The sequence below is a fragment of the Pseudomonas sp. genome, assembly GCF_030150285.1.
GTDB lineage: Bacteria > Pseudomonadota > Gammaproteobacteria > Pseudomonadales > Pseudomonadaceae > Aquipseudomonas.
Window position 1 is genome coordinate 36,708 of the sequence record NZ_JASLGE010000023.1, and the last position, 20,702, is coordinate 57,409.

The 20,702-nt window shown below is 59.3% G+C and carries 25 protein-coding genes; 14 read left to right on the forward strand and 11 right to left on the reverse strand.

All coding sequences use genetic code 11. The annotated features are described in order from the left end of the window. Positions 1 to 356 precede the first annotated feature (356 nt). On the forward strand, positions 357 to 683 hold the full coding sequence (gene sutA, locus Q1W15_RS04040; RefSeq protein WP_300722762.1) for a transcriptional regulator SutA: 327 nt from the start codon (positions 357 to 359) through the stop codon (positions 681 to 683). A 143-nt stretch (positions 684 to 826) separates the two neighbouring features. Here the strand turns inward: sutA and Q1W15_RS04045 are convergent, their stop codons facing one another. Genes Q1W15_RS04045 through Q1W15_RS04070 form a run of 6 tightly spaced genes read right to left on the reverse strand, consistent with a single transcriptional unit; the run spans position 827 to position 5,383 of the window. After that, on the reverse strand, positions 827 to 1,516 hold the full coding sequence (locus Q1W15_RS04045; RefSeq protein ID WP_300722775.1) for an HAD family hydrolase: 690 nt from the start codon (positions 1,514 to 1,516) through the stop codon (positions 827 to 829). Then, positions 1,513 to 2,409: a tyrosine recombinase XerC gene (gene xerC / locus Q1W15_RS04050; RefSeq protein ID WP_300722791.1), complete on the reverse strand. Its 897-nt coding sequence runs from the start codon at positions 2,407 to 2,409 to the stop codon at positions 1,513 to 1,515. The genes Q1W15_RS04045 and xerC overlap by 4 nt, the downstream gene beginning before the upstream one ends. 2 nt (positions 2,410 to 2,411) lie before the next feature. Further along, positions 2,412 to 3,128 (reverse strand): DUF484 family protein, encoded by a 717-nt coding sequence (locus tag Q1W15_RS04055; RefSeq protein ID WP_300722806.1) that lies wholly within the window; start codon positions 3,126 to 3,128, stop codon positions 2,412 to 2,414. A gap of 13 nt (positions 3,129 to 3,141) precedes the next feature. Then, positions 3,142 to 3,972: a diaminopimelate epimerase gene (gene dapF / locus Q1W15_RS04060; protein WP_300722834.1), complete on the reverse strand. Its 831-nt coding sequence runs from the start codon at positions 3,970 to 3,972 to the stop codon at positions 3,142 to 3,144. 4 nt (positions 3,973 to 3,976) lie between these two features. Beyond that, positions 3,977 to 5,224, reverse strand: coding sequence for a diaminopimelate decarboxylase (gene lysA, locus Q1W15_RS04065; RefSeq protein WP_300722844.1), 1,248 nt, complete (start codon positions 5,222 to 5,224; stop codon positions 3,977 to 3,979). A gap of 9 nt (positions 5,225 to 5,233) precedes the next feature. After that, positions 5,234 to 5,383, reverse strand: coding sequence for a lipoprotein (locus Q1W15_RS04070; RefSeq protein WP_300722853.1), 150 nt, complete (start codon positions 5,381 to 5,383; stop codon positions 5,234 to 5,236). A gap of 203 nt (positions 5,384 to 5,586) precedes the next feature. On the opposite strand from Q1W15_RS04070, the gene cyaY reads away from it, so the two are divergent. The 3 genes from cyaY (at position 5,587) to rnk (ending at position 6,704) form a co-directional block, all read left to right on the forward strand. Beyond that, on the forward strand, positions 5,587 to 5,919 hold the full coding sequence (cyaY, locus tag Q1W15_RS04075; RefSeq protein WP_300722867.1) for an iron donor protein CyaY: 333 nt from the start codon (positions 5,587 to 5,589) through the stop codon (positions 5,917 to 5,919). A gap of 2 nt (positions 5,920 to 5,921) precedes the next feature. Beyond that, entirely contained in the window at positions 5,922 to 6,128 is a 207-nt protein-coding gene (locus tag Q1W15_RS04080) for a DUF1289 domain-containing protein (RefSeq protein ID WP_300722882.1), read from the forward strand. Positions 6,129 to 6,290: 162 nt separating this feature from the next. Beyond that, the gene (rnk, locus tag Q1W15_RS04085) at positions 6,291 to 6,704 is read left to right on the forward strand and encodes a nucleoside diphosphate kinase regulator (RefSeq protein ID WP_300722896.1); all 414 of its coding nucleotides are present in this window, start codon (positions 6,291 to 6,293) and stop codon (positions 6,702 to 6,704) included. A gap of 47 nt (positions 6,705 to 6,751) precedes the next feature. Here the strand turns inward: rnk and Q1W15_RS04090 are convergent, their stop codons facing one another. Both Q1W15_RS04090 and Q1W15_RS04095 read right to left on the reverse strand, forming a co-directional pair. Further along, positions 6,752 to 8,038 carry a class I adenylate cyclase gene (locus Q1W15_RS04090; protein WP_300722911.1) on the reverse strand — a complete coding sequence of 429 codons (1,287 nt, stop codon included), beginning with the start codon at positions 8,036 to 8,038 and terminating at the stop codon, positions 6,752 to 6,754. A 176-nt stretch (positions 8,039 to 8,214) separates the two neighbouring features. Beyond that, positions 8,215 to 8,466: a TIGR02647 family protein gene (locus tag Q1W15_RS04095; RefSeq protein WP_300722927.1), complete on the reverse strand. Its 252-nt coding sequence runs from the start codon at positions 8,464 to 8,466 to the stop codon at positions 8,215 to 8,217. A gap of 363 nt (positions 8,467 to 8,829) precedes the next feature. Here Q1W15_RS04095 and oscA point away from each other — a divergent pair, with 363 nt between their 5' ends. The 5 genes from oscA to Q1W15_RS04120 all read left to right on the forward strand — a co-directional run bounded on the left by oscA (position 8,830) and on the right by Q1W15_RS04120 (position 12,870). After that, the gene (oscA, locus tag Q1W15_RS04100; RefSeq protein WP_300722942.1) at positions 8,830 to 9,012 is read left to right on the forward strand and encodes a sulfur starvation response protein OscA; all 183 of its coding nucleotides are present in this window, start codon (positions 8,830 to 8,832) and stop codon (positions 9,010 to 9,012) included. A gap of 68 nt (positions 9,013 to 9,080) precedes the next feature. Further along, positions 9,081 to 10,091 carry a sulfate ABC transporter substrate-binding protein gene (locus Q1W15_RS04105; protein WP_300722958.1) on the forward strand — a complete coding sequence of 337 codons (1,011 nt, stop codon included), beginning with the start codon at positions 9,081 to 9,083 and terminating at the stop codon, positions 10,089 to 10,091. 90 nt (positions 10,092 to 10,181) lie between these two features. After that, complete coding sequence (gene cysT / locus Q1W15_RS04110) at positions 10,182 to 11,000, forward strand: sulfate ABC transporter permease subunit CysT (protein WP_300722971.1); 819 nt, start codon at positions 10,182 to 10,184, stop codon at positions 10,998 to 11,000. Between the two features lie 13 nt (positions 11,001 to 11,013). Continuing rightward, positions 11,014 to 11,886, forward strand: coding sequence for a sulfate ABC transporter permease subunit CysW (cysW, locus tag Q1W15_RS04115; RefSeq protein WP_300722986.1), 873 nt, complete (start codon positions 11,014 to 11,016; stop codon positions 11,884 to 11,886). A gap of 3 nt (positions 11,887 to 11,889) precedes the next feature. Further along, on the forward strand, positions 11,890 to 12,870 hold the full coding sequence (locus tag Q1W15_RS04120; protein ID WP_300722998.1) for a sulfate/molybdate ABC transporter ATP-binding protein: 981 nt from the start codon (positions 11,890 to 11,892) through the stop codon (positions 12,868 to 12,870). 67 nt (positions 12,871 to 12,937) lie between these two features. On the opposite strand, the gene Q1W15_RS04125 is transcribed toward Q1W15_RS04120, so the two are convergent. Together Q1W15_RS04125 and prlC are read right to left on the reverse strand one after the other, a co-directional pair. Continuing rightward, on the reverse strand, positions 12,938 to 13,216 hold the full coding sequence (locus Q1W15_RS04125; protein WP_300723008.1) for a YheV family putative zinc ribbon protein: 279 nt from the start codon (positions 13,214 to 13,216) through the stop codon (positions 12,938 to 12,940). Next, positions 13,213 to 15,291 (reverse strand): oligopeptidase A, encoded by a 2,079-nt coding sequence (gene prlC, locus Q1W15_RS04130; RefSeq protein ID WP_300723022.1) that lies wholly within the window; start codon positions 15,289 to 15,291, stop codon positions 13,213 to 13,215. The genes Q1W15_RS04125 and prlC overlap by 4 nt, the downstream gene beginning before the upstream one ends. 75 nt (positions 15,292 to 15,366) lie before the next feature. Here prlC and Q1W15_RS04135 point away from each other — a divergent pair, with 75 nt between their 5' ends. The 5 genes from Q1W15_RS04135 (at position 15,367) to Q1W15_RS04155 (ending at position 19,279) form a co-directional block, all read left to right on the forward strand. Continuing rightward, positions 15,367 to 15,915: a gamma carbonic anhydrase family protein gene (locus Q1W15_RS04135; protein ID WP_300723036.1), complete on the forward strand. Its 549-nt coding sequence runs from the start codon at positions 15,367 to 15,369 to the stop codon at positions 15,913 to 15,915. A gap of 22 nt (positions 15,916 to 15,937) precedes the next feature. Beyond that, entirely contained in the window at positions 15,938 to 16,585 is a 648-nt protein-coding gene (locus Q1W15_RS04140; protein WP_300723052.1) for an HAD family hydrolase, read from the forward strand. A 164-nt stretch (positions 16,586 to 16,749) separates the two neighbouring features. Next, complete coding sequence (locus Q1W15_RS04145; protein WP_300723065.1) at positions 16,750 to 17,331, forward strand: alpha/beta hydrolase; 582 nt, start codon at positions 16,750 to 16,752, stop codon at positions 17,329 to 17,331. A gap of 50 nt (positions 17,332 to 17,381) precedes the next feature. Further along, a complete protein-coding gene (locus tag Q1W15_RS04150; RefSeq protein ID WP_300723097.1) occupies positions 17,382 to 18,278 on the forward strand; it encodes a sigma 54-interacting transcriptional regulator in 897 nt (298 codons plus the stop codon). A gap of 218 nt (positions 18,279 to 18,496) precedes the next feature. Then, the gene (locus Q1W15_RS04155; RefSeq protein ID WP_300723112.1) at positions 18,497 to 19,279 is read left to right on the forward strand and encodes a MetQ/NlpA family ABC transporter substrate-binding protein; all 783 of its coding nucleotides are present in this window, start codon (positions 18,497 to 18,499) and stop codon (positions 19,277 to 19,279) included. A 66-nt stretch (positions 19,280 to 19,345) separates the two neighbouring features. Here Q1W15_RS04155 and Q1W15_RS04160 read toward each other — a convergent pair whose 3' ends face one another. Next, positions 19,346 to 20,509, reverse strand: coding sequence for an AAA family ATPase (locus Q1W15_RS04160; RefSeq protein ID WP_300723121.1), 1,164 nt, complete (start codon positions 20,507 to 20,509; stop codon positions 19,346 to 19,348). Positions 20,510 to 20,702: the final 193 nt, after the last annotated feature.

The following is a 20,702-nucleotide window of genomic DNA, read 5'->3' on the forward strand; positions in this document are numbered from 1 at the left end:
TACGATTAATGATGGGGTGAACGCTTACAGTACAACTCGACTATTAGCTGCTTTGCTTTTTTCTTCAGCACGCTAGAATGCGCGCCGAAGGGGGCAAAACGACACCCCGAATACGACGAAAACAGGGAAGATCTCCCGACGTTTTCAAGGCCAGCGTACCGAACGACACGTTGGGCACCTGGCAGTGTTATAGCGCGAGCAACGTGAAACACATGGCGCTCGCAAAGCCCTCAACGCTTAATGGGCGAAGAGGCGTAAGACCGGGGTCAACCTGGCGACTTTTTCACCAGTGGCAATCGACAGTGGTCGCAACTGGTCTATAACTAATCTGCTTTACGCAAGTCATGGGGTAGAACATGAGCGACGACGATCTGGAAAATGATGACCTCGAAGTAGGTGACGACGACGAATCCGAAGAAGGTCTTGAGACTGCAGCCGATGACGTGGCTGACGACGATGGTGGCGATGATGCCCCGGCCCCTGCGGCCAAGGGTAAATCCAAGTCAGCGGTGTCGGTTGACGAGTTGCCAAGCGTAGAAGCCAAAAACAAGGAGCGTGATGCTCTGGCTCGTGCGATGGAAGAGTTTTTGTCCAAAGGCGGCAAGGTGCAGGAAGTTGAGGCTAATGTGGTGGCTGATCCGCCCAAAAAGCCTGACAACAAATATGGCAGCCGCCCTATCTAAGGGCTGTTGTTAGCAGTTGGAAAAACCCGCCGTCGCTGCGGGTTTTTTTGTGGCCCGTACCGCCTCGCTCTTCGCCAGCGATACAACATCTTGCAGGAGCGAGCTTGCTCGCGATCTTTTGATCTTTAAAAGAGCGATGGCTTTCAGCTCAGGCGCTTCAATACCGCAGGCAGTTCGCTCAAGCAGCCAATTTCAGCATCCGGTGCCTTGTCGCCCTCCCACTGTTTTCCGCCGGGGTTGAACCACACGGCGCGTAAGCCCGCTTGCTGAGCACCCGCAATGTCATCTCTGGGGTGGTCACCTATATGCACCGTTGCCTGGGCCTGAGCCTCACCGCGCAACAACGCTTCGTGAAACAGCCGCGCATCCGGCTTGGCCACCCCAATGTCTTCGGCACACAGCACAAAGGCAAAGTGATGCCCCAGCCCAATGCGGTGCACATCAGCGTTGCCATTCGTGACCACGCCCAACGCGTAGTCACGGGCCAATGCAGCCAGGGTCGGCTCGGCCTGTGGAAATACGTCGAGTACGTGGCGTGCCTCGATAAAGGCTTCAAACGCGTCACGGGCCATCACCTGCGCATTGTCGTACCCCGCGTCCTGCAACATCTGCTGCAATATCTGGAGGCGCAAGGCGCTGATGCGGTGCTTGAGGCCCGGCATTTGGACCAGCACCCGCTCGCGGATGGCCTGATACTGCGCCGCCTCAATACCCCCCAAGCGTGATGCGTTTTGGCTCAACCAGTCGCGCAACACCTGCTCGGCTTTGACAATCACCGGCGCGGTGTCCCACAACGTATCGTCGAGGTCGAAGGTAATCAGCTCGATTGTCATTCACTGTCCTTACTGCGTTTGGCCCGTGGGTGGGCGCTGTCATAGACCGATGCCAGATGCTGGAAATCCAGATGGGTGTAGATTTGCGTGGTTTTGATGTCCGCGTGCCCCAGCAACTCCTGCACGGCACGCAAGTCCTGGGAGGACTCCAGCAGGTGGCTGGCGAAGGAGTGCCGCAACATGTGCGGGTGCAGGTTCTGACCCAACTCACGTTCGCCGGCGGCCTTGACCCGCAGTTGAATCGCCCGCGCCCCCAGGCGTTTGCCCCGCTGGCTGACGAAAACAGCGTCATCCTGCGGGTTAGCCAGTGCCCGTAGCGCCAGCCAGGTGTGCAACGCCTCGCGCGCCTTTTGACCCACCGGCAACACACGGGTTTTACTGCCCTTGCCGAGCACTTGCACCAGCCCATCGGCCAAATCCAGTTGCTGCAGATTTAACCCCGTCAGCTCAGACAAACGCAGCCCGGAAGAATAAAACAGTTCCAGAATCGCCTGATCACGCTGGGCCAAAAAGTCGTCTTCAACCGCCCCCTCCAGTAACTGCAAGGCACGGTCGGTGTCCAGGGTTTTGGGGAGCCGTCGCTCGCCTTTGGGCGGAGCCAAGCCGTTGGCCGGGTCGTGATCGCACAGGCCTTCGCGGTTGAGGTAACGGTAGAGGCCGCGCACAGCCGACAGCAAACGCGCAATGCTGCGCGAAGACTGACCTTGCTGATGCAGGCGCGCCACCAGGTGGCGCATGCGCTGGATATCCAGTGCCGTCCAATCAGGGATTGCAGCTTTGATGCAGAAGGCCAGTACTTTGTTCAGGTCGCGACGATAGGCCTCTAGCGTATGGGCCGACACTTGGCGCTCACTGCGCAGGTGAGCGCAGTAAGCGTCCAGTTGCCGTTCCATTTTTAGCGCACCGAGCGCAGAGCGCCGGTAAAGCGGGGCAGCGTGCGGCCCAAGACTTCAGCAATGTAATTGAGAAACAACGTACCGACCGCGCTCTTGTAGTGCTGAGGGTCTCGGCTGGCCACGGCCAAAACACCGTGCAGCCCCAAGTGATTGAGGGTGACGACCGCCGTTGAACCAATCTGCTTGCGCTGCTCTTCGCCAAACAAAAAGTCCAGCTCATGCTCGCGCAGGCTTCCGCTGACGGCTTTGCCTTCGCTCAGCAAGCCACCCAGGGCACGCTGGGCATCGGCACTGTTGACCCAGCGGCCCACCGGCATCGGGTTGTCCCCAAACAACACCAGGCTGACGAAGGGCACCTGAAAGTCCTGACGCAGGCTGTCTTCAACGGCGATCACCAACTCATCAAGGCTGGTGGCATCCATCAACGCCAGATTCAGGCGGCGGGTCTTTTCAAACAGGCGGTCATTGTCACGGGCCACGTCCATCAGTTGTGACAAGCGATGGCGCATCTCGATATTTCGCCCGCGCAACAGCTCCAGCTGGCGCTCCACCAGCGACACTGCCGCGCCGCGCTGGTGCGGAATGCGCAACGCCAACAACAGCTCGTCGTGCTGGCTGAAGAAATCCGGATGCGCCTCAAGATAAGCCGCCACGGCCGCAGCCTCGGGGTTTTGAGCACAGGTTTTGAGGTCTGCAGACTGCGGCTGATCGGTCATCGTGGGCACTCACTCATAAACGGACTTGTCCTTCGTAAACACGCATCGCCGGGCCGGTCATGATCACCGAATGGCCTGGGCCGGCCCACTCGATGGACAAACGCCCGCCGGGCAGGTCGAGGATCAACGGTGAGTCCATCCAGCCTTGGCTGATGGCCGCGACCGCAGCCGCACAGGCACCGGTGCCGCAGGCCTGGGTTTCCCCGGCACCGCGCTCCCACACCCGCAGTTGCCCGCGCTGGCGGTCGACAACGTGCAGAAAGCCGACATTGACCCGCGCCGGAAAGCGCGGGTGATGTTCAATTTTTGGCCCCAGTTCATGCACCGGTGCCGCATTGATGTCATCCACGCGCAGCACGGCATGGGGGTTGCCCATGGACACGGCCGCCAGCTCAACCCGCTGGCCGTCGACATCCAGTTCGTAGCTCAGCGCCTGTTCGTCGGCCACAAACGGAATATCCGCCGGGTTCAAGCGTGGCGGGCCCATATCGACGCTGATCTGCCCATCGCTGCGCACAGTCAGCTCGATAATGCCGCTTTTGGTTTCGACCCTGATTTCACGCTTGGTGGTCAAACGCTTGTCGAGCACAAACCTCGCAAAACAGCGTGCGCCGTTGCCGCATTGCTCCACTTCAGAACCATCGGAGTTGAAGATCCGGTAACGGAAATCCACTTCCGGGTTGCTCGGCGCTTCAACGATCAATAATTGATCAAAGCCCACGCCCGTGTGCCGGTCGCCCCATTGTTTAGCGTGCTTGGGCAAGATATGCGCATGCTGGCTGACCAGGTCAAGCACCATAAAGTCATTGCCCAGGCCGTGCATTTTAGTAAAACGCAGCAACATGGGCTTACTCCGGCAGCAGGCTTTCGCCAGCAAACAGCTCAGCCACGGTTTCGCGACGACGCACTTCAAACGCTTGCTCGCCATCGACCAACACCTCAGCGGCGCGGCCACGGGTGTTGTAGTTCGAGCTCATGACAAAACCGTAGGCACCGGCCGAATGCACCGCCAGCAAATCGCCTTCGGCCAGCGCCAGCGAGCGGTCCTTGGCCAGGAAGTCACCGGTTTCACAGATCGGCCCAACGATATCGTAGAGGCGGGCTTCGGTGTCACGTGGGCGCACGGCGGTCACGTCCATCCAGGCCTGGTACAGCGCCGGGCGGATCAAGTCGTTCATGGCCGCATCGACGATGGCGAAATCCTTGTGTTCGGTGTGCTTGAGGTACTCAACCTGAGTCAGCAGCACGCCCGCGTTTGCCACAATGAAGCGGCCCGGCTCAAACACCAGCGCAAGGTCACGGCCTTCAATGCGCTCGCGCACGGCTTTGATGTAATCGCCCGCCAACGGCGGCTCTTCATCGCGATAACGCACACCCAGGCCACCACCGAGGTCGATATGGCGCAGGTAAATGCCGCAGTCGATCAGACGATCGACCAGTGCCAGCAAGCGATCAAGCGCGTCAATAAACGGTTCGAGGGTGGTCAGTTGCGAGCCGATGTGACAATCAACACCGACCACGTCGAGGTTCGGCAACTGCGCGGCGCGGATGTACACATCTTCGGCATCAGCAATGGCGATACCGAACTTGTTTTCCTTGAGGCCTGTGGAAATGTACGGGTGGGTGCCCGCATCAACGTCCGGGTTGACCCGCAGTGAAACCGGCGCACGAACGCCCAGCTCCGCAGCCACGACCTGAAGGCGCTCCAGCTCGTCGGTGGACTCGACGTTGAAGCAATGCACGCCCACTTCCAACGCGCGACGCATGTCGTCGCGGCTTTTGCCGACGCCGGAGAACACAATTTTATCCGCCGAGCCGCCAGCGGCCAGTACGCGTTCAAGTTCGCCACGGGACACAATGTCAAAACCAGCGCCCAGGCGCGCCAGGACATTGAGCACCCCCAGGTTGGAGTTGGCCTTGACCGCAAAACACACCAGGTGCGCCATGCCGCCCAGTGCATCAGCGTAAGCGTTGTATTGCGCCTCGATGTGCGCCCGAGAGTAGACGTACGTCGGCGTGCCAAAACGCTCGGCAATGGCCGTCAGCGCTACACCTTCGGCAAACAGCTCGCCGTCCCGGTAATTAAAAGCGTCCATGGTGTTCCCTTATTCGTGCTTGTGCGATTGCGACGACTTCGCTTGGTCTTCTGGGGATTGGCTGTGATCGGGCAGATACAGCGGTCCTTTTTGACCACAGGCAGAAACAAGGCAGGCGACCGCGACGAGCGCAGCAAGAGAAGAGATCAGGCGCTTCATGGCGAAATCCTTTGAAAAGCATTAATTGCGCCCGAGTATACCGAGCGCCTACCAGCTTGCCTATGCAGCAGACGGCTCGCACAAACTGACCTGTGCGGATAATCAGTAGTGGCCAGCCGTGCCTGGAACAGGGGTTTGCAATCGGCCTGGAGCGCCCGTATCTTGCGAGCTCCGAGCATGACTAGACATTACGAGGTTCCACCATGAGTTTGACTGAAGCCCGTTTCCACGATCTGGTCGATGCAACCCAGGAAAACCTGGAAGACATCTTTGACGAATGTGATTTTGATGTCGATGTTGAAAACTCGGCCGGGATCCTGACGGTCAAGTTCGAGAATGGCAAAGCGCTGATCTTCAGCCGCCAAGCCCCCGTGCTGCAGCTCTGGCTCGCGGCCCCCAATGGCGGGTTCCACTTTGACTACGACGAGAAGCGCAGTTCGTGGAAATGCGACAAAACCGATGAACTGCTCTGCGAAATGGTTGCCCGCCTGACTTTGGAACATGCCGGTGCCGAGCTGGAATTTGACGAGATCTGATTGTGACCACCCCTGCTAAACCTGCAAAACCGTTGTACAGCAACGTCAGCCCGGCGGTGCCGTCACCTTGCATCAGCACCTGCCGGCTGGATGAGCACAAGGTCTGCCTGGGCTGCTTTCGACACGTCGAAGACATCCGGGAGTGGCGCTCGGCAGACGACCAACGCCGCCGGGTAATTTGTGAACAGGCCCGGCAGCGCCAAGGCTGAAACAGCGGCAGGTGAGTGGGGCTCTGCCCGCCCCCCGGCTTGTGTATTTATTTCGCTGTGGTAGTGTCCGGGTTCGCCTCGCACTATCGAGGTTGGTCAAAACCCCGCCATTACCTGGCGGGGTTTTGCTTTTCCGTGCAGAAAAAAGGAGTCTGCCAGGTCATGAGTACTTCACCTTCCATCATCCTCACGCGCCTGGACGTTCAACGTCTGGAGAAGCTGATCGACAACCTCGACGACTCACTGCCGGGTGTTGTTGCATTGCAGGAAGAACTGGATCGCGCCGAAACGATCGTCGGCCACACCGAAGTCCCTGCTGGCGTTGTGACCATGAACTCTCGCGTGCATTGCCGCGAAGAGGGTAGCGCCAAGGATTACCACCTGACATTGGTGTACCCGAAGGATGCGAACGCCGACGAAGGCAAAATTTCGATTCTGGCACCGGTAGGCAGTGCATTACTGGGCCTGCAAGTGGGCCAACACATCAACTGGCCAGCACCCGGGGGGAAAACCCTCAAACTGAAACTGCTGGAGGTTGAATACCAGCCTGAAGCCGCTGGCGACTTCGATCTTTAGTCCCCTCGAAACATAATGTCACAATAATATCACTTCACGCCGTAGCCTCAGGTTGCGGGCACTCTGAGCGTTTTATCCTTGCGGGCAAAACGGTCCAGAAACCGGTAGCTGATACTTAACTCGCGGGCCAATGCCAGACGCTCATGGCAGGCCTGCTCGGTTTCCCACTGTGCATGATTGTCGAGCTGCGACAACTGGCGCTCATCCCAGCCCCATTCTGCGGTCAAGCGCGCCAGTACCCGGTGCTGCCAGCGCGCCGCCGGTTGAACCGCCGTGTCACTGAGCTTGCAATTGGCCTTCAGGTACAAACTGCGGCGCACCAGTTCAAGGCGCTGCAGGTCACCGCTCCCCTTGAGGTAATGCTCAATACGCCGGTAAACCATCACATAAGGGTCCAGCTCATCCAGGTCCAGTCGGTTGGTGTACATCGCATGCTTGAAGTGCAGGCTCAGGCAATTTACTCGCGGGTACTCGCTGGCGTAGACCTCGATCAGCAACAGCTTGAGCACCGACTTGTAAGGTGACTCAAGCCCCTTCAGCAACTGGCGCTGGCCGGCCCCCTGGAACTCATCGACCGGCACGTGCGCCAAGTGCCCAAGGTCAATGACGTCATCGCGGCACAACGCCCGCCCGGCCAGCAACCGCTGGGTAAAGGCGTCATAACGGCCTTCCTCACACCTGGGCACCCACCACCACAGCGGCGTACGCCCCGCGAGCCAGATGGCCGTGCGGTAAAACTCATCCAGCAACAGCGTGGGCTGCATCACGCCGTCATGGTGGGCACTCAATTGAACGTCGTGCTCATCTTCAGCAAGGCGTTGCGCATGGATCAGAAAGAAGTGCACCTCCCCACCCTGGCCCGCCGCCCAATGCTCCAGCCGCTGGCATTTTTTGCGCAAGGCCTGCAGCGCCGCTTTACCCAAACCGGGGTCGTGGCAGATCCAGACATCAATATCGCTCTGATCGGTCTGGGCCAACGTGCCCAGGCTGCCCATTAAAAACAGGCCCTGGATGGGCGCGTGCGCGCTGACCCGAGGGGTGCAGGCAAAGCCGCGAAACAACGCCATTGCGGTGGTCAGCGAAGCGGTAGCCGGCTCGTAGCCCGCCACCCCGGCAGGCGTTGTGTCCGAGACATAACCGGGCAAGGACGGGTGGTTAACGTGAAAGAACAGCGCCATCAGTTCCAGCAGCGTTTGTTGAGACAGCGCCAGACCTTCCATCGCGCGCGCCAGCCGGCCTTGGTTGACGGCCAAAAACCGCCCACGCAGTTCAGTGAGAAGCTGTCGATCAATGCCCTCACCGACGGTCGGGCATGGTTCTGAGGGGCACGTCATACACTCAACCGGGTCGCAGCGCGAGGTAGAGAAGGGGAGGTTAGTGAGAAGGGAGTTTACAACCAGTCATGCGAAAGGATTAAGACCAAAGCGTTTTTGGCGTCAGATTTTTTACCGTGCCAGAAAATGTGCCCGCGGAATCGCGTGTTAATGGATCCCGTGGGCGCGGCGTGGCATCAGGCTTTTTTGGGGGACTTCGTCGTCAGAATCGTCAACAGCGTTTGAGTGTTTTGAGCCGCATCACGACCCAGGCTGGTCAGATAACCGCCATCCGGTTGATCGATCAGTTCTTTTTCGTACAGTCGCTTGGCGGCTGCAATCGCTTTGGGATCAGCGTTTTGATGGACTTTCAGACCCTCTTGGGTACTGTCCAGGTTAAACAGTGCAAGGACTTCCAGTTCGGCAACCAACTCAGGGGTAAACGACATAAGGACTCCAGACCAGGCGGAAAAGACGACAGAAGGCCTAAGGTGATCTCACTTGAGCGGACTGTCCAGCGACAGTTCGCACCTTAATCATGGCCCATGCCGCACCTGCCCCGCGTTGACGCGCAGGCGAGGCAGTTGGAGTGTAGTCCGAGTCTTCAATTGCACCCGACCAAATGAGACCTCACGCGGCCTTTTAAAAGATCGCAGGCAAGCACGCGCTTGGACGCCTGTCGGCGCATTCAGATGAAAATGATTTTTCAGTTATATAAGCATTCTTAAATAGTATTTTTAAGAATATCCGCGCCTCACTACTATTGCTCCCACGCCAGCCCCCTTAGGCATTCCCATTTTCAGGAGCACACCATGAGCGCATCTCTGCGTAGCGTTGACGGTCAGGACGAAGCCACCATTCTGCGGGAAATCCAGAGCGCGCTACGGGACCTGCGCTTTGGTGCCGTTGAAATCACTGTGCATAACGCGCAGGTGGTGCAGATCGAACGCAAAGAAAAATTCCGTTTGCAGAACCCGGGCCAGAAAAGCAACTGACCGCCCACTAGCGCCCTCGCCTGAGACGCTTATAAAAACTAATAAATGCACACTTTGGAGCCTCACCTATGTCCCTACGCCGTTACGCTCTGGCCGCGCTGGCCAGTGCCATTTTTGCTGGCTCCGCTGTAGCCAAAGACTACGAGTTGTTGAACGTCTCCTACGATCCGACCCGTGAGCTTTATCAGGATTACAACGCCGAATTCATCACGTTCTGGAACCAGTCGCACCCAGACGACAAGGTTAAAATTCAGCAGTCGCACGGCGGCTCGGGCAAACAAGCCCGTGGCGTGATTGATGGCCTGCGCGCTGATGTGGTGACCCTGGCCTTGGCCGGCGACATCGATGAAATCGCCAAACTGGGCAAAACCCTGCCTGAGAACTGGCAAACCCGCCTGCCGGATGCCAGCACGCCTTACACCTCGACCATTGTGTTCCTGGTGCGCAAGGGCAACCCCAAAGGCATCAAAGACTGGGATGACCTGATCAAGAAAGACGTTTCAGTGATCACCCCCAACCCGAAAACCAGTGGCGGCGCGCGCTGGAACTTCCTGGCGGCTTACGCCCACGGCCTGAAAGCCAACGGTGGCGACGAAACCAAGGCCAAGGCGTACGTCCAGGAGCTGTTTAAACACGTGCCGGTACTCGACACCGGCGCGCGGGGCTCAACCATTACCTTCGTCAACAACGGTCAGGGCGACGTGTTGCTGGCGTGGGAAAACGAAGCGTTCCTGGCGTTGAAAGAAGACGGCGGCACTGACAAATTCGAAATCGTCGTACCTTCGCTGTCGATTCTGGCCGAGCCACCGGTTGCCGTGGTGGACAAAAATGCCGACAAAAAAGGCAATGCCGAGATCGCCAAAGCCTACCTCAACCACCTGTACAGCCCGGCGGGTCAGGAGATCGCCGCGAAGAACTTCTACCGTCCCCGTGACGAAGCCGTAGCAGCCAAGTACGCACAACAATTTCCGAAACTGGAGCTAGTCACTATCGACAAAGACTTCGGTGGCTGGAAAACTGCGCAGCCGAAATTTTTCAATGACGGTGGCGTGTTCGACCAGATCTACCAGGCGCAATAACCTGTGGGGTGGGGCTATAAGCCTCGCTGAAAGCTAGAACATAGAGCCCGCGATTGAGTTGCGGGCTTCGTGCGTTAACCAAGGACTCTTATGTCACGTCGTATCTCCCCCGTCATACCCGGCTTCGGGCTGACGCTGGGCTACACCTTGGTGTACCTCAGCCTCATCGTGCTTATCCCTCTGGCGGCCATGTTTGTACATGCCTCGCAACTGACCTGGGACCAGTTCTGGACCATCATCACGGCCCCTCGTGTGTTGGCTGCGCTGAAGCTGAGCTTTGGTACCGCCTTTGCGGCGGCCCTGATCAATGGTGTGATCGGTACCGTGCTGGCTTGGGTACTGGTGCGTTACACCTTCCCGGGGCGCAAGGTCATCGATGCCATGATCGACCTGCCGTTTGCGCTGCCCACTGCCGTGGCCGGTATCGCCCTGACCGCGCTCTATGCCCCCAACGGCTGGATCGGCCAGTTCGCCAACGACCTGGGTTTTAAAATCGCTTACACCCCACTGGGTATTACCCTGGCGCTGACCTTCGTCACCCTGCCGTTTGTGGTGCGCACGGTGCAGCCGGTACTGGCTGATATCCCGCGTGAAATCGAAGAAGCCGCCGCGTGCCTGGGTGCCAAGCCCTTGCAGGTGTTCCGCTACATTCTGGTGCCCGCCCTGTTGCCGGCCTGGCTGACCGGTTTTGCGCTGGCTTTTGCTCGGGGCGTTGGTGAGTACGGCTCAGTGATTTTCATCGCCGGTAACATGCCGATGAAAACCGAGATCCTGCCGCTGCTGATCATGGTCAAGCTGGACCAATACGACTACACCGGTGCCACTGCCATTGGCGTGATGATGCTGGTGGTTTCCTTCATTTTGCTGCTGCTGATCAACCTGATTCAGCGCCGCATCGAAAAACCGTGAAGGGGGCCTGATTATGTCCAGTTCAACCTTAAACGCAGCCAACGCTGCCAACGCCGCCCGCCGTGGCAGCCCGCTGTCGCGACGCCTGTTGATCGGCTTCGGCTGGTCGTTCTTTATCCTGTTCCTGTTGCTGCCCTTGCTGATTGTGGTATCGCAGGGCTTGAAGCTGGGGTTCGGTGCGTTCTTCGACGCCATTCTGGAACCCGATGCGTTATCAGCCCTCAAGCTGACCATCATTGCCGTGGTCATTTCGGTGCCGCTCAACGTGGTGTTCGGCGTCAGCGCCGCCTGGTGCGTGAGCAAATACAGCTTTCGCGGCAAAAGCATCCTGGTGACGCTGATCGACCTGCCGTTCTCGGTCTCGCCGGTGATCGCCGGCCTGGTGTACGTGCTGATGTTTGGCGCACAGGGCTTTCTGGGCCCGTGGCTGCAAGACCACGATATCCAGATCATCTTCGCCTTGCCGGGTATCGTGCTGGCCACCATTTTCGTGACCGTGCCGTTTGTGGCCCGTGAACTGATCCCGCTGATGCAGGAGCAGGGCACTCAGGAAGAGGAAGCCGCACGCCTGCTGGGAGCCAATGGCTGGCAGATGTTCTGGCACGTCACCGTACCCAACATCAAGTGGGGCCTGATCTACGGCGTGGTGCTGTGTACGGCGCGGGCCATGGGCGAATTCGGCGCGGTGTCGGTGGTGTCCGGCCACATTCGCGGGGTCACCAACACCCTGCCGCTGCACGTCGAGATCCTCTACAACGAATACAACCACGTTGCCGCCTTCGCTGTGGCCACTCTGTTGCTGATCCTGGCGCTCTTCATCCTGCTGCTCAAGCAGTGGAGCGAATCTCGCATTAACCGCCTGCGCGCCAGCGCCGCGGAGGAATAAACCATGTCGATCGAAGTCCGTAACGTCAGTAAAAACTTCAATGCCTTCAAGGCCCTGAACAGCATCAACCTGGACATCCAAAGTGGCGAGCTGGTGGCATTGCTGGGCCCGTCGGGCTGCGGTAAAACCACCTTGCTGCGCATCATCGCCGGCCTCGAAACCCCGGACGAAGGCAACATCGTGTTCCACGGTGAAGACGTCTCGGGGCACGACGTGCGCGATCGCAACGTGGGGTTTGTGTTCCAGCATTACGCGCTGTTTCGCCACATGACGGTATTCGACAACGTGGCCTTCGGCCTGCGCATGAAGCCCAAACGCGAGCGCCCGAGCGAAACCCGCATCGCTGAAAAGGTGCACGAACTGTTGAACATGGTGCAACTGGACTGGTTGTCGGACCGCTACCCGGAGCAGTTGTCCGGTGGTCAGCGCCAGCGTATTGCCTTGGCTCGCGCCCTGGCGGTCGAGCCTAAAGTGCTGCTGCTCGACGAACCGTTCGGCGCGCTGGATGCCAAGGTGCGTAAAGAACTGCGCCGCTGGTTGGCCCGCCTGCACGAAGACATCAACCTGACCTCCGTGTTCGTGACCCACGACCAGGAAGAAGCGATGGAAGTCGCTGACCGTATCGTGGTGATGAACAAGGGCGTGATCGAACAGATCGGCTCACCGGGCCAGGTGTATGAAAACCCGGCCAGCGACTTCGTGTACCACTTCCTGGGCGACTCCAACCGCCTGCACATCGGTGAAGACCAGCACCTGCTGTTCCGCCCGCACGAAGTGTCGTTGTCGCGTCACGAGATCGAAGACCACCACGCCGCACAGGTACGTGACATCCGCCCGTTGGGTGCAACCACCCGGGTGACGTTGAAGGTTGAAGGTCAAAGCGAGCTGATTGAAGTGGAAGTGGTCAAAGACCATGACAGCCTCACCGACCTGGCGCGTGGCGAGACGTTGTTCTTCAAACCGAAGGTGTGGCAGAAGGCTTGATACTGTCGTCGCTGACGAGGGATGAAGGCTGCGATGCGGGTCGCATTGCAGCCTCAACGGTGGCGCTTTAAGGCTTTTTCAGCTTCGGATTGGGGAAGAACTGCACCGCCTGCACTTTAGGGTCCGGGGCTTTCTTCAACGCTGACGTATTGACCCGCGTGCCCAATTCATTGGGCACCGACAACCCTTGCTCATTGAGCGTGTCCGAGTACCCGCACGCCACGCATTCGCGGTGCGGTACGTCGTTCTCGTTCCACATCATCAACTTGTCCGGCTCGCTGCACGCCGGGCAAACCGCCCCGGCGATAAAGCGTTTTTTGGTCACATTCACAGGTGTGTCGCTCATGCTGCTGCGTCCTCGGTCAGACCGCTGTGACGCAGGAGCGCGTCAATCGATGGCTCACGGCCACGGAAATCCTTGAACAGCTCCATCGGAGCTTTCGAACCGCCACGGGCCAGGATGGCCTGACGGAACGCCTTGCCGGTGTGCGGGTTGAACACGCCTTCTTCTTCGAAGCGCGAAAACGCATCCGCCGAAAGCACTTCCGCCCACTTGTAGCTGTAGTAACCCGCCGCGTAACCGCCCGCAAAAATATGCGCGAAGCTGTTCGGGAAGCGGTTATAGGACGGCGGGCGCATCACCGACACTTCGTCGCGAATGCCGTCGAGCACCTGCGCCACGCTGCGGCCGTCGCCGTGGGTAGCGTGCAGTTCGAAGTCAAACAGCGAGAACTCCAACTGGCGCACCATCATCAGCCCGGACTGGAAGTTCTTGGCCGCGAGCATTTTCTCCAGCAGGTCCTGGGGCAACGCCTCACCGGTTTCGTAGTGACCGGAGATCAGCGCCAGGCCTTCAGGCTCCCAGCACCAGTTCTCCATGAACTGGCTCGGCAACTCGACCGCATCCCACGCCACACCGTTGATGCCGGACACGCCGGCGTGTTCGATCTCGGTCAGCATATGGTGCAAGCCGTGGCCGAACTCGTGGAACAGGGTGGTGACTTCGTCGTGGGTCAGCAGCGCAGGCTTGCCCGCAACAGCCGGGGTGAAGTTGCACACCAGGTTGGCCACCGGGCTTTGCAGCTCGCCCGCCGCGGTGCGACGACGATCACGGGCACCGTCCATCCAGGCTCCGCCACGCTTGTTGGCGCGGGCGTACAGGTCAAAGAAGAAGCGGCCGACAGGCTGGCCGTTCTCTTTGATTTGGAACAGGCGAACGTCCGGGTGCCAGGTGTCGAAGCCTTTGAGTTCAACAATGTCGATGCCGTACAGCGTGTGCACGATGTCAAACAGGCCTTTCAATACCTTGTCGATCGGGAAGTAGGCGCGCAGCGCTTCTTGCGACACGCTGTAACGCTGCTCGCGCAGTTTTTCGCCGTAGAACCCGCTGTCCCAGCTTTTCAGTTCCGGGCAACCTTGCTCTGCGGCATACGCCTGCAACTGTTCGAGGTCGCGGGCGGCAAACGGCTTGCTGCGCTTGGCCAGGTCGCGCAGGAAGGTCAGCACCTGATCCGGCGATTCCGCCATTTTGGTGGCCAGGCTCAGTTCGGCAAAACTGGCAAAACCCAACAGTTGCGCCAGTTCCTGACGCAGGTCGAGGATTTGTTCCATCACCGGGCCATTATCGAACTGGCCGGCATTCGGGCCTTGGTCCGACGCACGGGTGCAGTACGCGGCGTAGACTTCTTCGCGCAAAGCGCGGTCTTGGGCGTAGGTCATGACCGGGAAGTAGCTCGGGAACTCCAGGCTGATCAGCCAGCCGTCCAGGCCTTTGGCCTGCGCCGCTGCGGCCATTTGGGCCTTAGCCGAATCGGTCAGCCCCGCCAGCGCGGCTTCGTCGGTGATGTGCTTGGTCCAGGCCTGGGTGGCGTCCAGCAATTGGTTGGAAAACTTGCTGCCCAACTCCGACAGGGTGCTTTGCACTTCGGCATAACGCTGTTGCTGCGCCGGTGGCAGGTCGATACCCGACAAACGGAAGTCACGCAGCGAATGCTCAAGGATGGTTTTTTGCGCCTGATCGAAATCCGCCACCTGCGGGCTATGGGCCAACGCTTCGAACGCCTGAAACAGCTCACGGTTCTGGCCCATCTCGGTCGAATACGCGCTCAACGCAGGCAAGCATGCCTCGTAGGCTTCGCGCAGTTCAGCGCTGTTGCACACGGCATTAAGGTGGCTGACCGGGCTCCAGGCCGCGCCCAGACGGTCGTTCAGCTCATCCATGGCCAACACCAGGCCCGCCCAGGTCGGGTGCTGACCTTGCTCGGCGAGGATCTTGCGAATGCCGGCGCGGTTGTCCGCCAGGATCTGCTCGATGGCCGGCTGAACGTGCTCAGGACGGATCGCCGAGAACGGCGGCAGGTCGTAGGACTGCAAAAGAGGGTTGTTCTCGCTCACGATGGGCACCTTGGCTTGAAGAAACATTGGGCCATCTTAATTACAATCGCCGCACTGCGCAGCAACCAGCCCTGCTATCACTGCTAAAGAAGGAAGCTATAGGTGTCTATCCGTTCATTTCAGCAACACACACCGGCCCTGGGCGAACGCGCCTTTGTCGACCGCTCGGCGGTGGTGATCGGCGATGTCGAGATCGGTGCCGACAGTTCCATCTGGCCCCTGACGGTGATTCGCGGTGACATGCACCGCATCCGCATCGGCGCGCGCACCAGCGTGCAAGACGGCTGCGTGCTGCATATCACCCACGCCGGCCCGTTCAACCCCGACGGTTTCCCACTGCTGATCGGCGACGACGTGACCATCGCCCATAAGGTCATGCTGCACGGCTGTACCGTGGGCAGCCGCATTTTGATCGGCATGGGCAGCATTGTGATGGACGGGGCCGTGATCGAAGACGACGTGATCGTCGGGGCCGGTAGCCTGGTGCCACCGGGCAAGCGCCTGGCCAGCGGCTTTCTGTATGTCGGCAGCCCGGTCAAAGCGGTGCGCGAACTGACTGAAAAAGAGAAAGCCTTTTTTACTTACAGCGCCGGCAACTACGTGAAACTCAAAGATCAGCACTTGGCCGAAGGCTACGATCAGCCCGCTTGAGCCGACTTATTTGGAGCCTTACATGCATTACCAGAACGTACTGTTCGACCTTGACGGCACCCTGACCGACCCGCGCGAGGGCATCACCCGCTCCATCCAGTATGGCTTGAGCAAAATGGGCATCGACGAACCGGACCTGACCAAACTCGAGCACTTTATCGGCCCGCCCTTGCTGCAAGCGTTTATGGAATTTTACGCCTTCAGCGAAACCCAGGCCTGGGAAGCCGTGGGCTTCTACCGCGAGCGTTTTGCCGTGACCGGCCTGTACGAAAACCGCGTGTTTGAAGGGGTTACACCGTTGCTTGAAGCCCTTGAAGGCCAAGGCCGGCAGTTGTTTATCGCCACGTCCAAGCCGCAGGTGTATGCCCGCGAAATCGCCCGCCATTTCGATTTCGCCCGCCACTTCAACGAGGTGTACGGCAGTGAACTGGACGGCACGCGCACTAATAAGGTCGAGCTGATTCGCCACTTGATGACCGAACAAGGGCTGGACCCCGCCCAAACGCTGATGATCGGTGACCGCAAACACGACCTGATCGGCGCGCACGAGAACGGCCTGGACGCGGCGGCGGTGGGCTACGGGTTTGGCAGTTTTGAAGAGCTGAATGCGTTTGCGCCCAAGTACCACTTCGCAACCCTGGCGCAATTGCATCAAGCCTTCAAAGGCTAATAAACCGCGAGCACGTTCACGGCCACCGTACGCGCTCGCCCCCCTTTCACCCTCACCAAAATAAATTTTTTGGTTATTACCAAATAGCTTCTTATTCCTTAGCGATTCTAAAAACCCTCCCTATACTGGTTCAGTAATACAAACACAGCGGGAGACGCGCACCCATGGGCAACGAAGCGATTCGCTATTTGATAGTGCCGGGCTGGCAAGGTTCGTCCGACGATCATTGGCAAACCCACTGGCAAAACAGCTTACCGAACAGTGCCCGGGTGGAGCAGGCCGACTGGCTGACACCACGCCGCGAAGACTGGATCGCAGCGCTGGCTGAAGCCATTGCGGCTGACAGCACACCGGTGATTCTGATTGCCCACAGCCTGGGGTGCATCACCGTAGCCCATTGGGCTGAACGTGCGCCCGCCAGCTTGTTAAGCCAGGTGCGCGGTGCGTTGCTGGTGGCCCCGGCCGATGTCGAGCGCCCCACCTGCGCACCCGCCTTGCGTAACTTTGCACCGATCCCCAGCCGGACCTTGCCGTTTCCCAGCCACATTGTCAGCTCTGATAACGACGCGGCCGTCAGCGCACCGCGGGCGATGGCGTTTGCCCTGCAGTGGGGGGCCGAGATTGGCATCATCAGCGGTGCCGGGCACATCAACGTCAAATCCGGCCATCAACGCTGGGAACAAGGGTTTGCCTTTTTGTATCGCCTGCAAACCCGCATTGAGCACGGTGCCCTGCGCCGCGCCTGACTTTTCTGTAACGCCCGCGCCCACCCTTTGGCGGCGGGCGGGAGCCCGCCATGAGCCTGCATGAAACCTTCGGTCAGCCATTGTTGACCTTCCCTGACGCTGAAAAAAGCCCGCTGAGCATCCGCGCCAAGGCGCTGGTGTTTGTAGACCCGCGCTCGCGCCAGCTGCGCAACGACCTGGAGCAATTGGCACCGCGTGCGCTGCCGGTACTGATTCGCGGCGAGACCGGTAGCGGCAAAGAGCTGCTGGCCCGGCATATCCATCGCGCCAGTGACCGTAGCGGGTTATTTGTGTCGGTTAACTGCGGTGCCATCAGCCCCACGTATGCAGACGCCGAATTGTTCGGCTATGCCCCCGGCACCCATAACCGTTCGGCCAGCAGCCGCGCCGGCTGGTTCGGCTCAGCCAATGGCGGCACTTTGTACCTGGACGAAATCGGTGACTTGCCGTTAGCGATCCAGATCAAGTTGCTGGCGGCCCTGGAAACCCATGAAGTCACCCGCGTCGGTGCCCACCAGCCCAGCCCCGTGGACGTGCGACTGGTGGCCGCCACCAGCATCGACCTGACCCAAGCGGTCAACGCGGGCAAGTTTCACGAACGGCTGTATCACTACCTCAGCGAAGGCCGCCTGGATTTGCCCGCCTTGCGCGAACGGCCTGGGGATATTTTGTCGCTGGCCGAATATTTTCTGGGCATCTATAGCCAGCGGTTGAACCTGCCCGTGCCATTTATCAGCGACAGCGCCCAACGGGTGCTGGAGCGCCACAGCTGGCCGGGCAACACGCGGGAGCTGGAGAACGTGATTCACTTTGCGCTGCTGGTGAGTACGGGCGAAGAGATCCAGCCCGAACACCTGAACCTGCCGGATGCATTGAGTCAGATAGAGCTGTTTATCAAAGGGGCCACCGCGCAGGAACTGGCGGCGCTTAAAAACCTGCTGCCCTAGACCAAAACCGCCAGGAGCGTGCTTGCTCACGCTCTTTGGATGGGTAAAGATCGCGAGCACGCGCGCTTTCACAGCGGGGCGAGTCGGAAAAAATCAAATGAACAAAATGGCATAAGAAGCTGAATAAATATTATTGTTCTGGAATAAAGAAACTCGGTATTGTTCGCTTCGTCTTCCAATAAAACCGTCGCATGAACGGTCACACTTAAGGGTATTGCATGAAAAAGGTTCTGTTGTTTACCGCACTGGCGGCTGCTTTGACGGCAGGCCTGGCACAGGCTGGCGAGAAACTGGTGGTGGCGGCGACCCCGGTTCCTCACGCTGAAATCCTTGAGCTGATCAAACCCACCCTCGCCAAAGAAGGCGTGGACCTGGACATCAAAGTCTTCACCGACTACGTACAGCCCAACGTGCAAGTCGCCGAGAAGCGCCTGGACGCCAACTATTTCCAAACCCTGCCTTACCTCGAAAGCTTCAACAAAGGTAAAGGCACCAACCTGGAAACCGTGATCGGCGTTCACGTTGAACCGTTTGGTGGCTACTCGAAGAAAGTCAAAAGCCTGGCCGAATTGAAGAACGGCGCAACCATCGCCATTCCGAACGAAGGCAGCAACAGCGGCCGCGCCCTGATCCTGCTGCACAAGGCGGGCCTGATCGAGCTGAAAGACCCGAACAACGCGGTCTCTACCCCGAAAGACATCGCCAAGAACCCGCACAACTTCAAGTTCAAAGAGCTGGAATCGGCGCTGCTGCCCCGCGTGCTGAACGAAGTTGACCTGGACATGATCAACACCAACTACGCGCTGGAAGCGGGCCTGAACCCGAAAACCGACGCGCTGATCATCGAAGGCTCCGATTCGCCTTACGTGAACTTCCTGGTGGCTCGCCCGGACAACAAAGACAGCGAAGCGATCCAGAAGCTGGCCAAAGCCCTGACCAGCCCAGAAGTCAAAGCCTTCATTGAGAAGAAATACAACGGTGCGGTAGTGCCAGCGTTCTAAACCACGCCCGCCTCACTGAAAACGCCGACGGCTCACACCGCGTCGGCGTTTTTTATGGCGCACGGTTTAAGTGTCGGCCCAGTGCCATGCCGGTTGATCCAGCAACCGCTGGCCCACCACTTCGGTCTGGCCGAGGTTTTTCTCCAGCACGATGCAATTGCATTCGGGGTCTTGCTGCAGCGCGGCAATCAGCCGCCGCGCATGGGACACCACCCACACTTGGGTGTGCTGCGACGCCTGAATGATCAACCGCGCCAAGGCCGGCAGCAAATCGGGGTGCAGGCTGGTTTCCGGTTCGTTGAGCACCATCATGGTGGGCGGCCGTGAGGTCAGCAGCGCCGCAATCAGCAGCAGGTAGCGCAAGGTGCCATCCGACAATTCTGCCGCCGACAAGGGCCGCAATAAGCCGTGCTGATAGAACTCAATGCCGAACCGGCCGCCGGGCATCACGTTGATGTCCAGGCGGGCACCGGGAAACGCATCGCTGATCGCGCGGTGCAAGGCTTCGGGGTCGCCCAATTCAAGGATGGTTTGCAAGGCCGCCGCCAGATCTCGGCCGTCGTGGTGCAGCACCGGGGTGCGAGTGCCCAGTTGCGGCTGACGCGCAGGCGCTTCGGGGTCGGTGCGAAAGTGATCATAAAATCGCCAGCCCCGAATGGTTTCGCGCAGGCGCACCACTTCAGGGGAGGTGTTCAGGTTGCCGATCTGATCAAACAGGCTGTCGAACATCGGTGCGTGTTGCACCAGCACCTGCCAGCTGCGCCCTTCACGGGCGCGAATCATCGGGCCTTTGCGTTCCACCAGTTCGCTGGCCGGGCGGTAGTAGGGGCCCACCCAGAGGCTTTCATGCTTGATTTGCGGGTCGAGGGCAAACGCCGAGCGCTCCGGGATCGGCAAGCCCAGCGCGATGGCATAGCTGAAGTCCTCTGCGGCAAAACCCAGCCGCAGGCGTTTGGTGTCCTGGCGCACGGTGGCCGTGATATCGACTTCACCGCGCTGCATACCGCGCGAAAGAGTGTGCGGCCCGGCCCAGAACGTCGATTCCAGCCCGCCTTCACGGGCCAGGGCATTGATGACCCCGCCCTGGGCGGTTTCGGCCAACAGCCGCAAGGCCCGGTACAGGTTGGATTTACCGCTGCCATTAGGGCCCGTCACCAGGTTGAGCCGGGCCAGCGGAATCACCAACTGGTTGATCGAGCGGTAATTGGCCACAGCGAGGGTCGTTAGCATGGGCTAGCCTCTTTTTTCGTCACGGGGGCAGGTCACGATGGGCAGCGCATCACGCTCTGGCATTTATATCGCCGCCTACACCCGTTTTTACACTGAATCGCGGTTGGCACATAGAACGCCACGGACTAGGATCCCTGATCTACGCTATCAAGCGTTTCTAAATGTTAAATCAGCATCAGGCAAAGGAGCATGC

Excerpts from the sequence above, each read along its gene's own strand:
- sutA (WP_300722762.1), top strand. The coding sequence starts at position 357 with ATGAGCGACGACGATCTGGAAAATGATGACCTCGAAGTAGGTGACGAC.
- Q1W15_RS04045 (WP_300722775.1), bottom strand. The coding sequence starts at position 1,516 with ATGACAATCGAGCTGATTACCTTCGACCTCGACGATACGTTGTGGGAC.
- xerC (WP_300722791.1), bottom strand. The coding sequence starts at position 2,409 with ATGGAACGGCAACTGGACGCTTACTGCGCTCACCTGCGCAGTGAGCGC.
- Q1W15_RS04055 (WP_300722806.1), bottom strand. The coding sequence starts at position 3,128 with ATGACCGATCAGCCGCAGTCTGCAGACCTCAAAACCTGTGCTCAAAAC.
- dapF (WP_300722834.1), bottom strand. The coding sequence starts at position 3,972 with ATGTTGCTGCGTTTTACTAAAATGCACGGCCTGGGCAATGACTTTATG.
- lysA (WP_300722844.1), bottom strand. The coding sequence starts at position 5,224 with ATGGACGCTTTTAATTACCGGGACGGCGAGCTGTTTGCCGAAGGTGTA.
- Q1W15_RS04070 (WP_300722853.1), bottom strand. The coding sequence starts at position 5,383 with ATGAAGCGCCTGATCTCTTCTCTTGCTGCGCTCGTCGCGGTCGCCTGC.
- cyaY (WP_300722867.1), top strand. The coding sequence starts at position 5,587 with ATGAGTTTGACTGAAGCCCGTTTCCACGATCTGGTCGATGCAACCCAG.
- rnk (WP_300722896.1), top strand. The coding sequence starts at position 6,291 with ATGAGTACTTCACCTTCCATCATCCTCACGCGCCTGGACGTTCAACGT.
- Q1W15_RS04090 (WP_300722911.1), bottom strand. The coding sequence starts at position 8,038 with ATGACGTGCCCCTCAGAACCATGCCCGACCGTCGGTGAGGGCATTGAT.
- Q1W15_RS04095 (WP_300722927.1), bottom strand. The coding sequence starts at position 8,466 with ATGTCGTTTACCCCTGAGTTGGTTGCCGAACTGGAAGTCCTTGCACTG.
- oscA (WP_300722942.1), top strand. The coding sequence starts at position 8,830 with ATGAGCGCATCTCTGCGTAGCGTTGACGGTCAGGACGAAGCCACCATT.
- Q1W15_RS04105 (WP_300722958.1), top strand. The coding sequence starts at position 9,081 with ATGTCCCTACGCCGTTACGCTCTGGCCGCGCTGGCCAGTGCCATTTTT.
- cysT (WP_300722971.1), top strand. The coding sequence starts at position 10,182 with ATGTCACGTCGTATCTCCCCCGTCATACCCGGCTTCGGGCTGACGCTG.
- cysW (WP_300722986.1), top strand. The coding sequence starts at position 11,014 with ATGTCCAGTTCAACCTTAAACGCAGCCAACGCTGCCAACGCCGCCCGC.
- Q1W15_RS04120 (WP_300722998.1), top strand. The coding sequence starts at position 11,890 with ATGTCGATCGAAGTCCGTAACGTCAGTAAAAACTTCAATGCCTTCAAG.
- Q1W15_RS04125 (WP_300723008.1), bottom strand. The coding sequence starts at position 13,216 with ATGAGCGACACACCTGTGAATGTGACCAAAAAACGCTTTATCGCCGGG.
- prlC (WP_300723022.1), bottom strand. The coding sequence starts at position 15,291 with ATGTTTCTTCAAGCCAAGGTGCCCATCGTGAGCGAGAACAACCCTCTT.
- Q1W15_RS04140 (WP_300723052.1), top strand. The coding sequence starts at position 15,938 with ATGCATTACCAGAACGTACTGTTCGACCTTGACGGCACCCTGACCGAC.
- Q1W15_RS04145 (WP_300723065.1), top strand. The coding sequence starts at position 16,750 with ATGGGCAACGAAGCGATTCGCTATTTGATAGTGCCGGGCTGGCAAGGT.
- Q1W15_RS04150 (WP_300723097.1), top strand. The coding sequence starts at position 17,382 with ATGAGCCTGCATGAAACCTTCGGTCAGCCATTGTTGACCTTCCCTGAC.
- Q1W15_RS04155 (WP_300723112.1), top strand. The coding sequence starts at position 18,497 with ATGAAAAAGGTTCTGTTGTTTACCGCACTGGCGGCTGCTTTGACGGCA.
- Q1W15_RS04160 (WP_300723121.1), bottom strand. The coding sequence starts at position 20,509 with ATGCTAACGACCCTCGCTGTGGCCAATTACCGCTCGATCAACCAGTTG.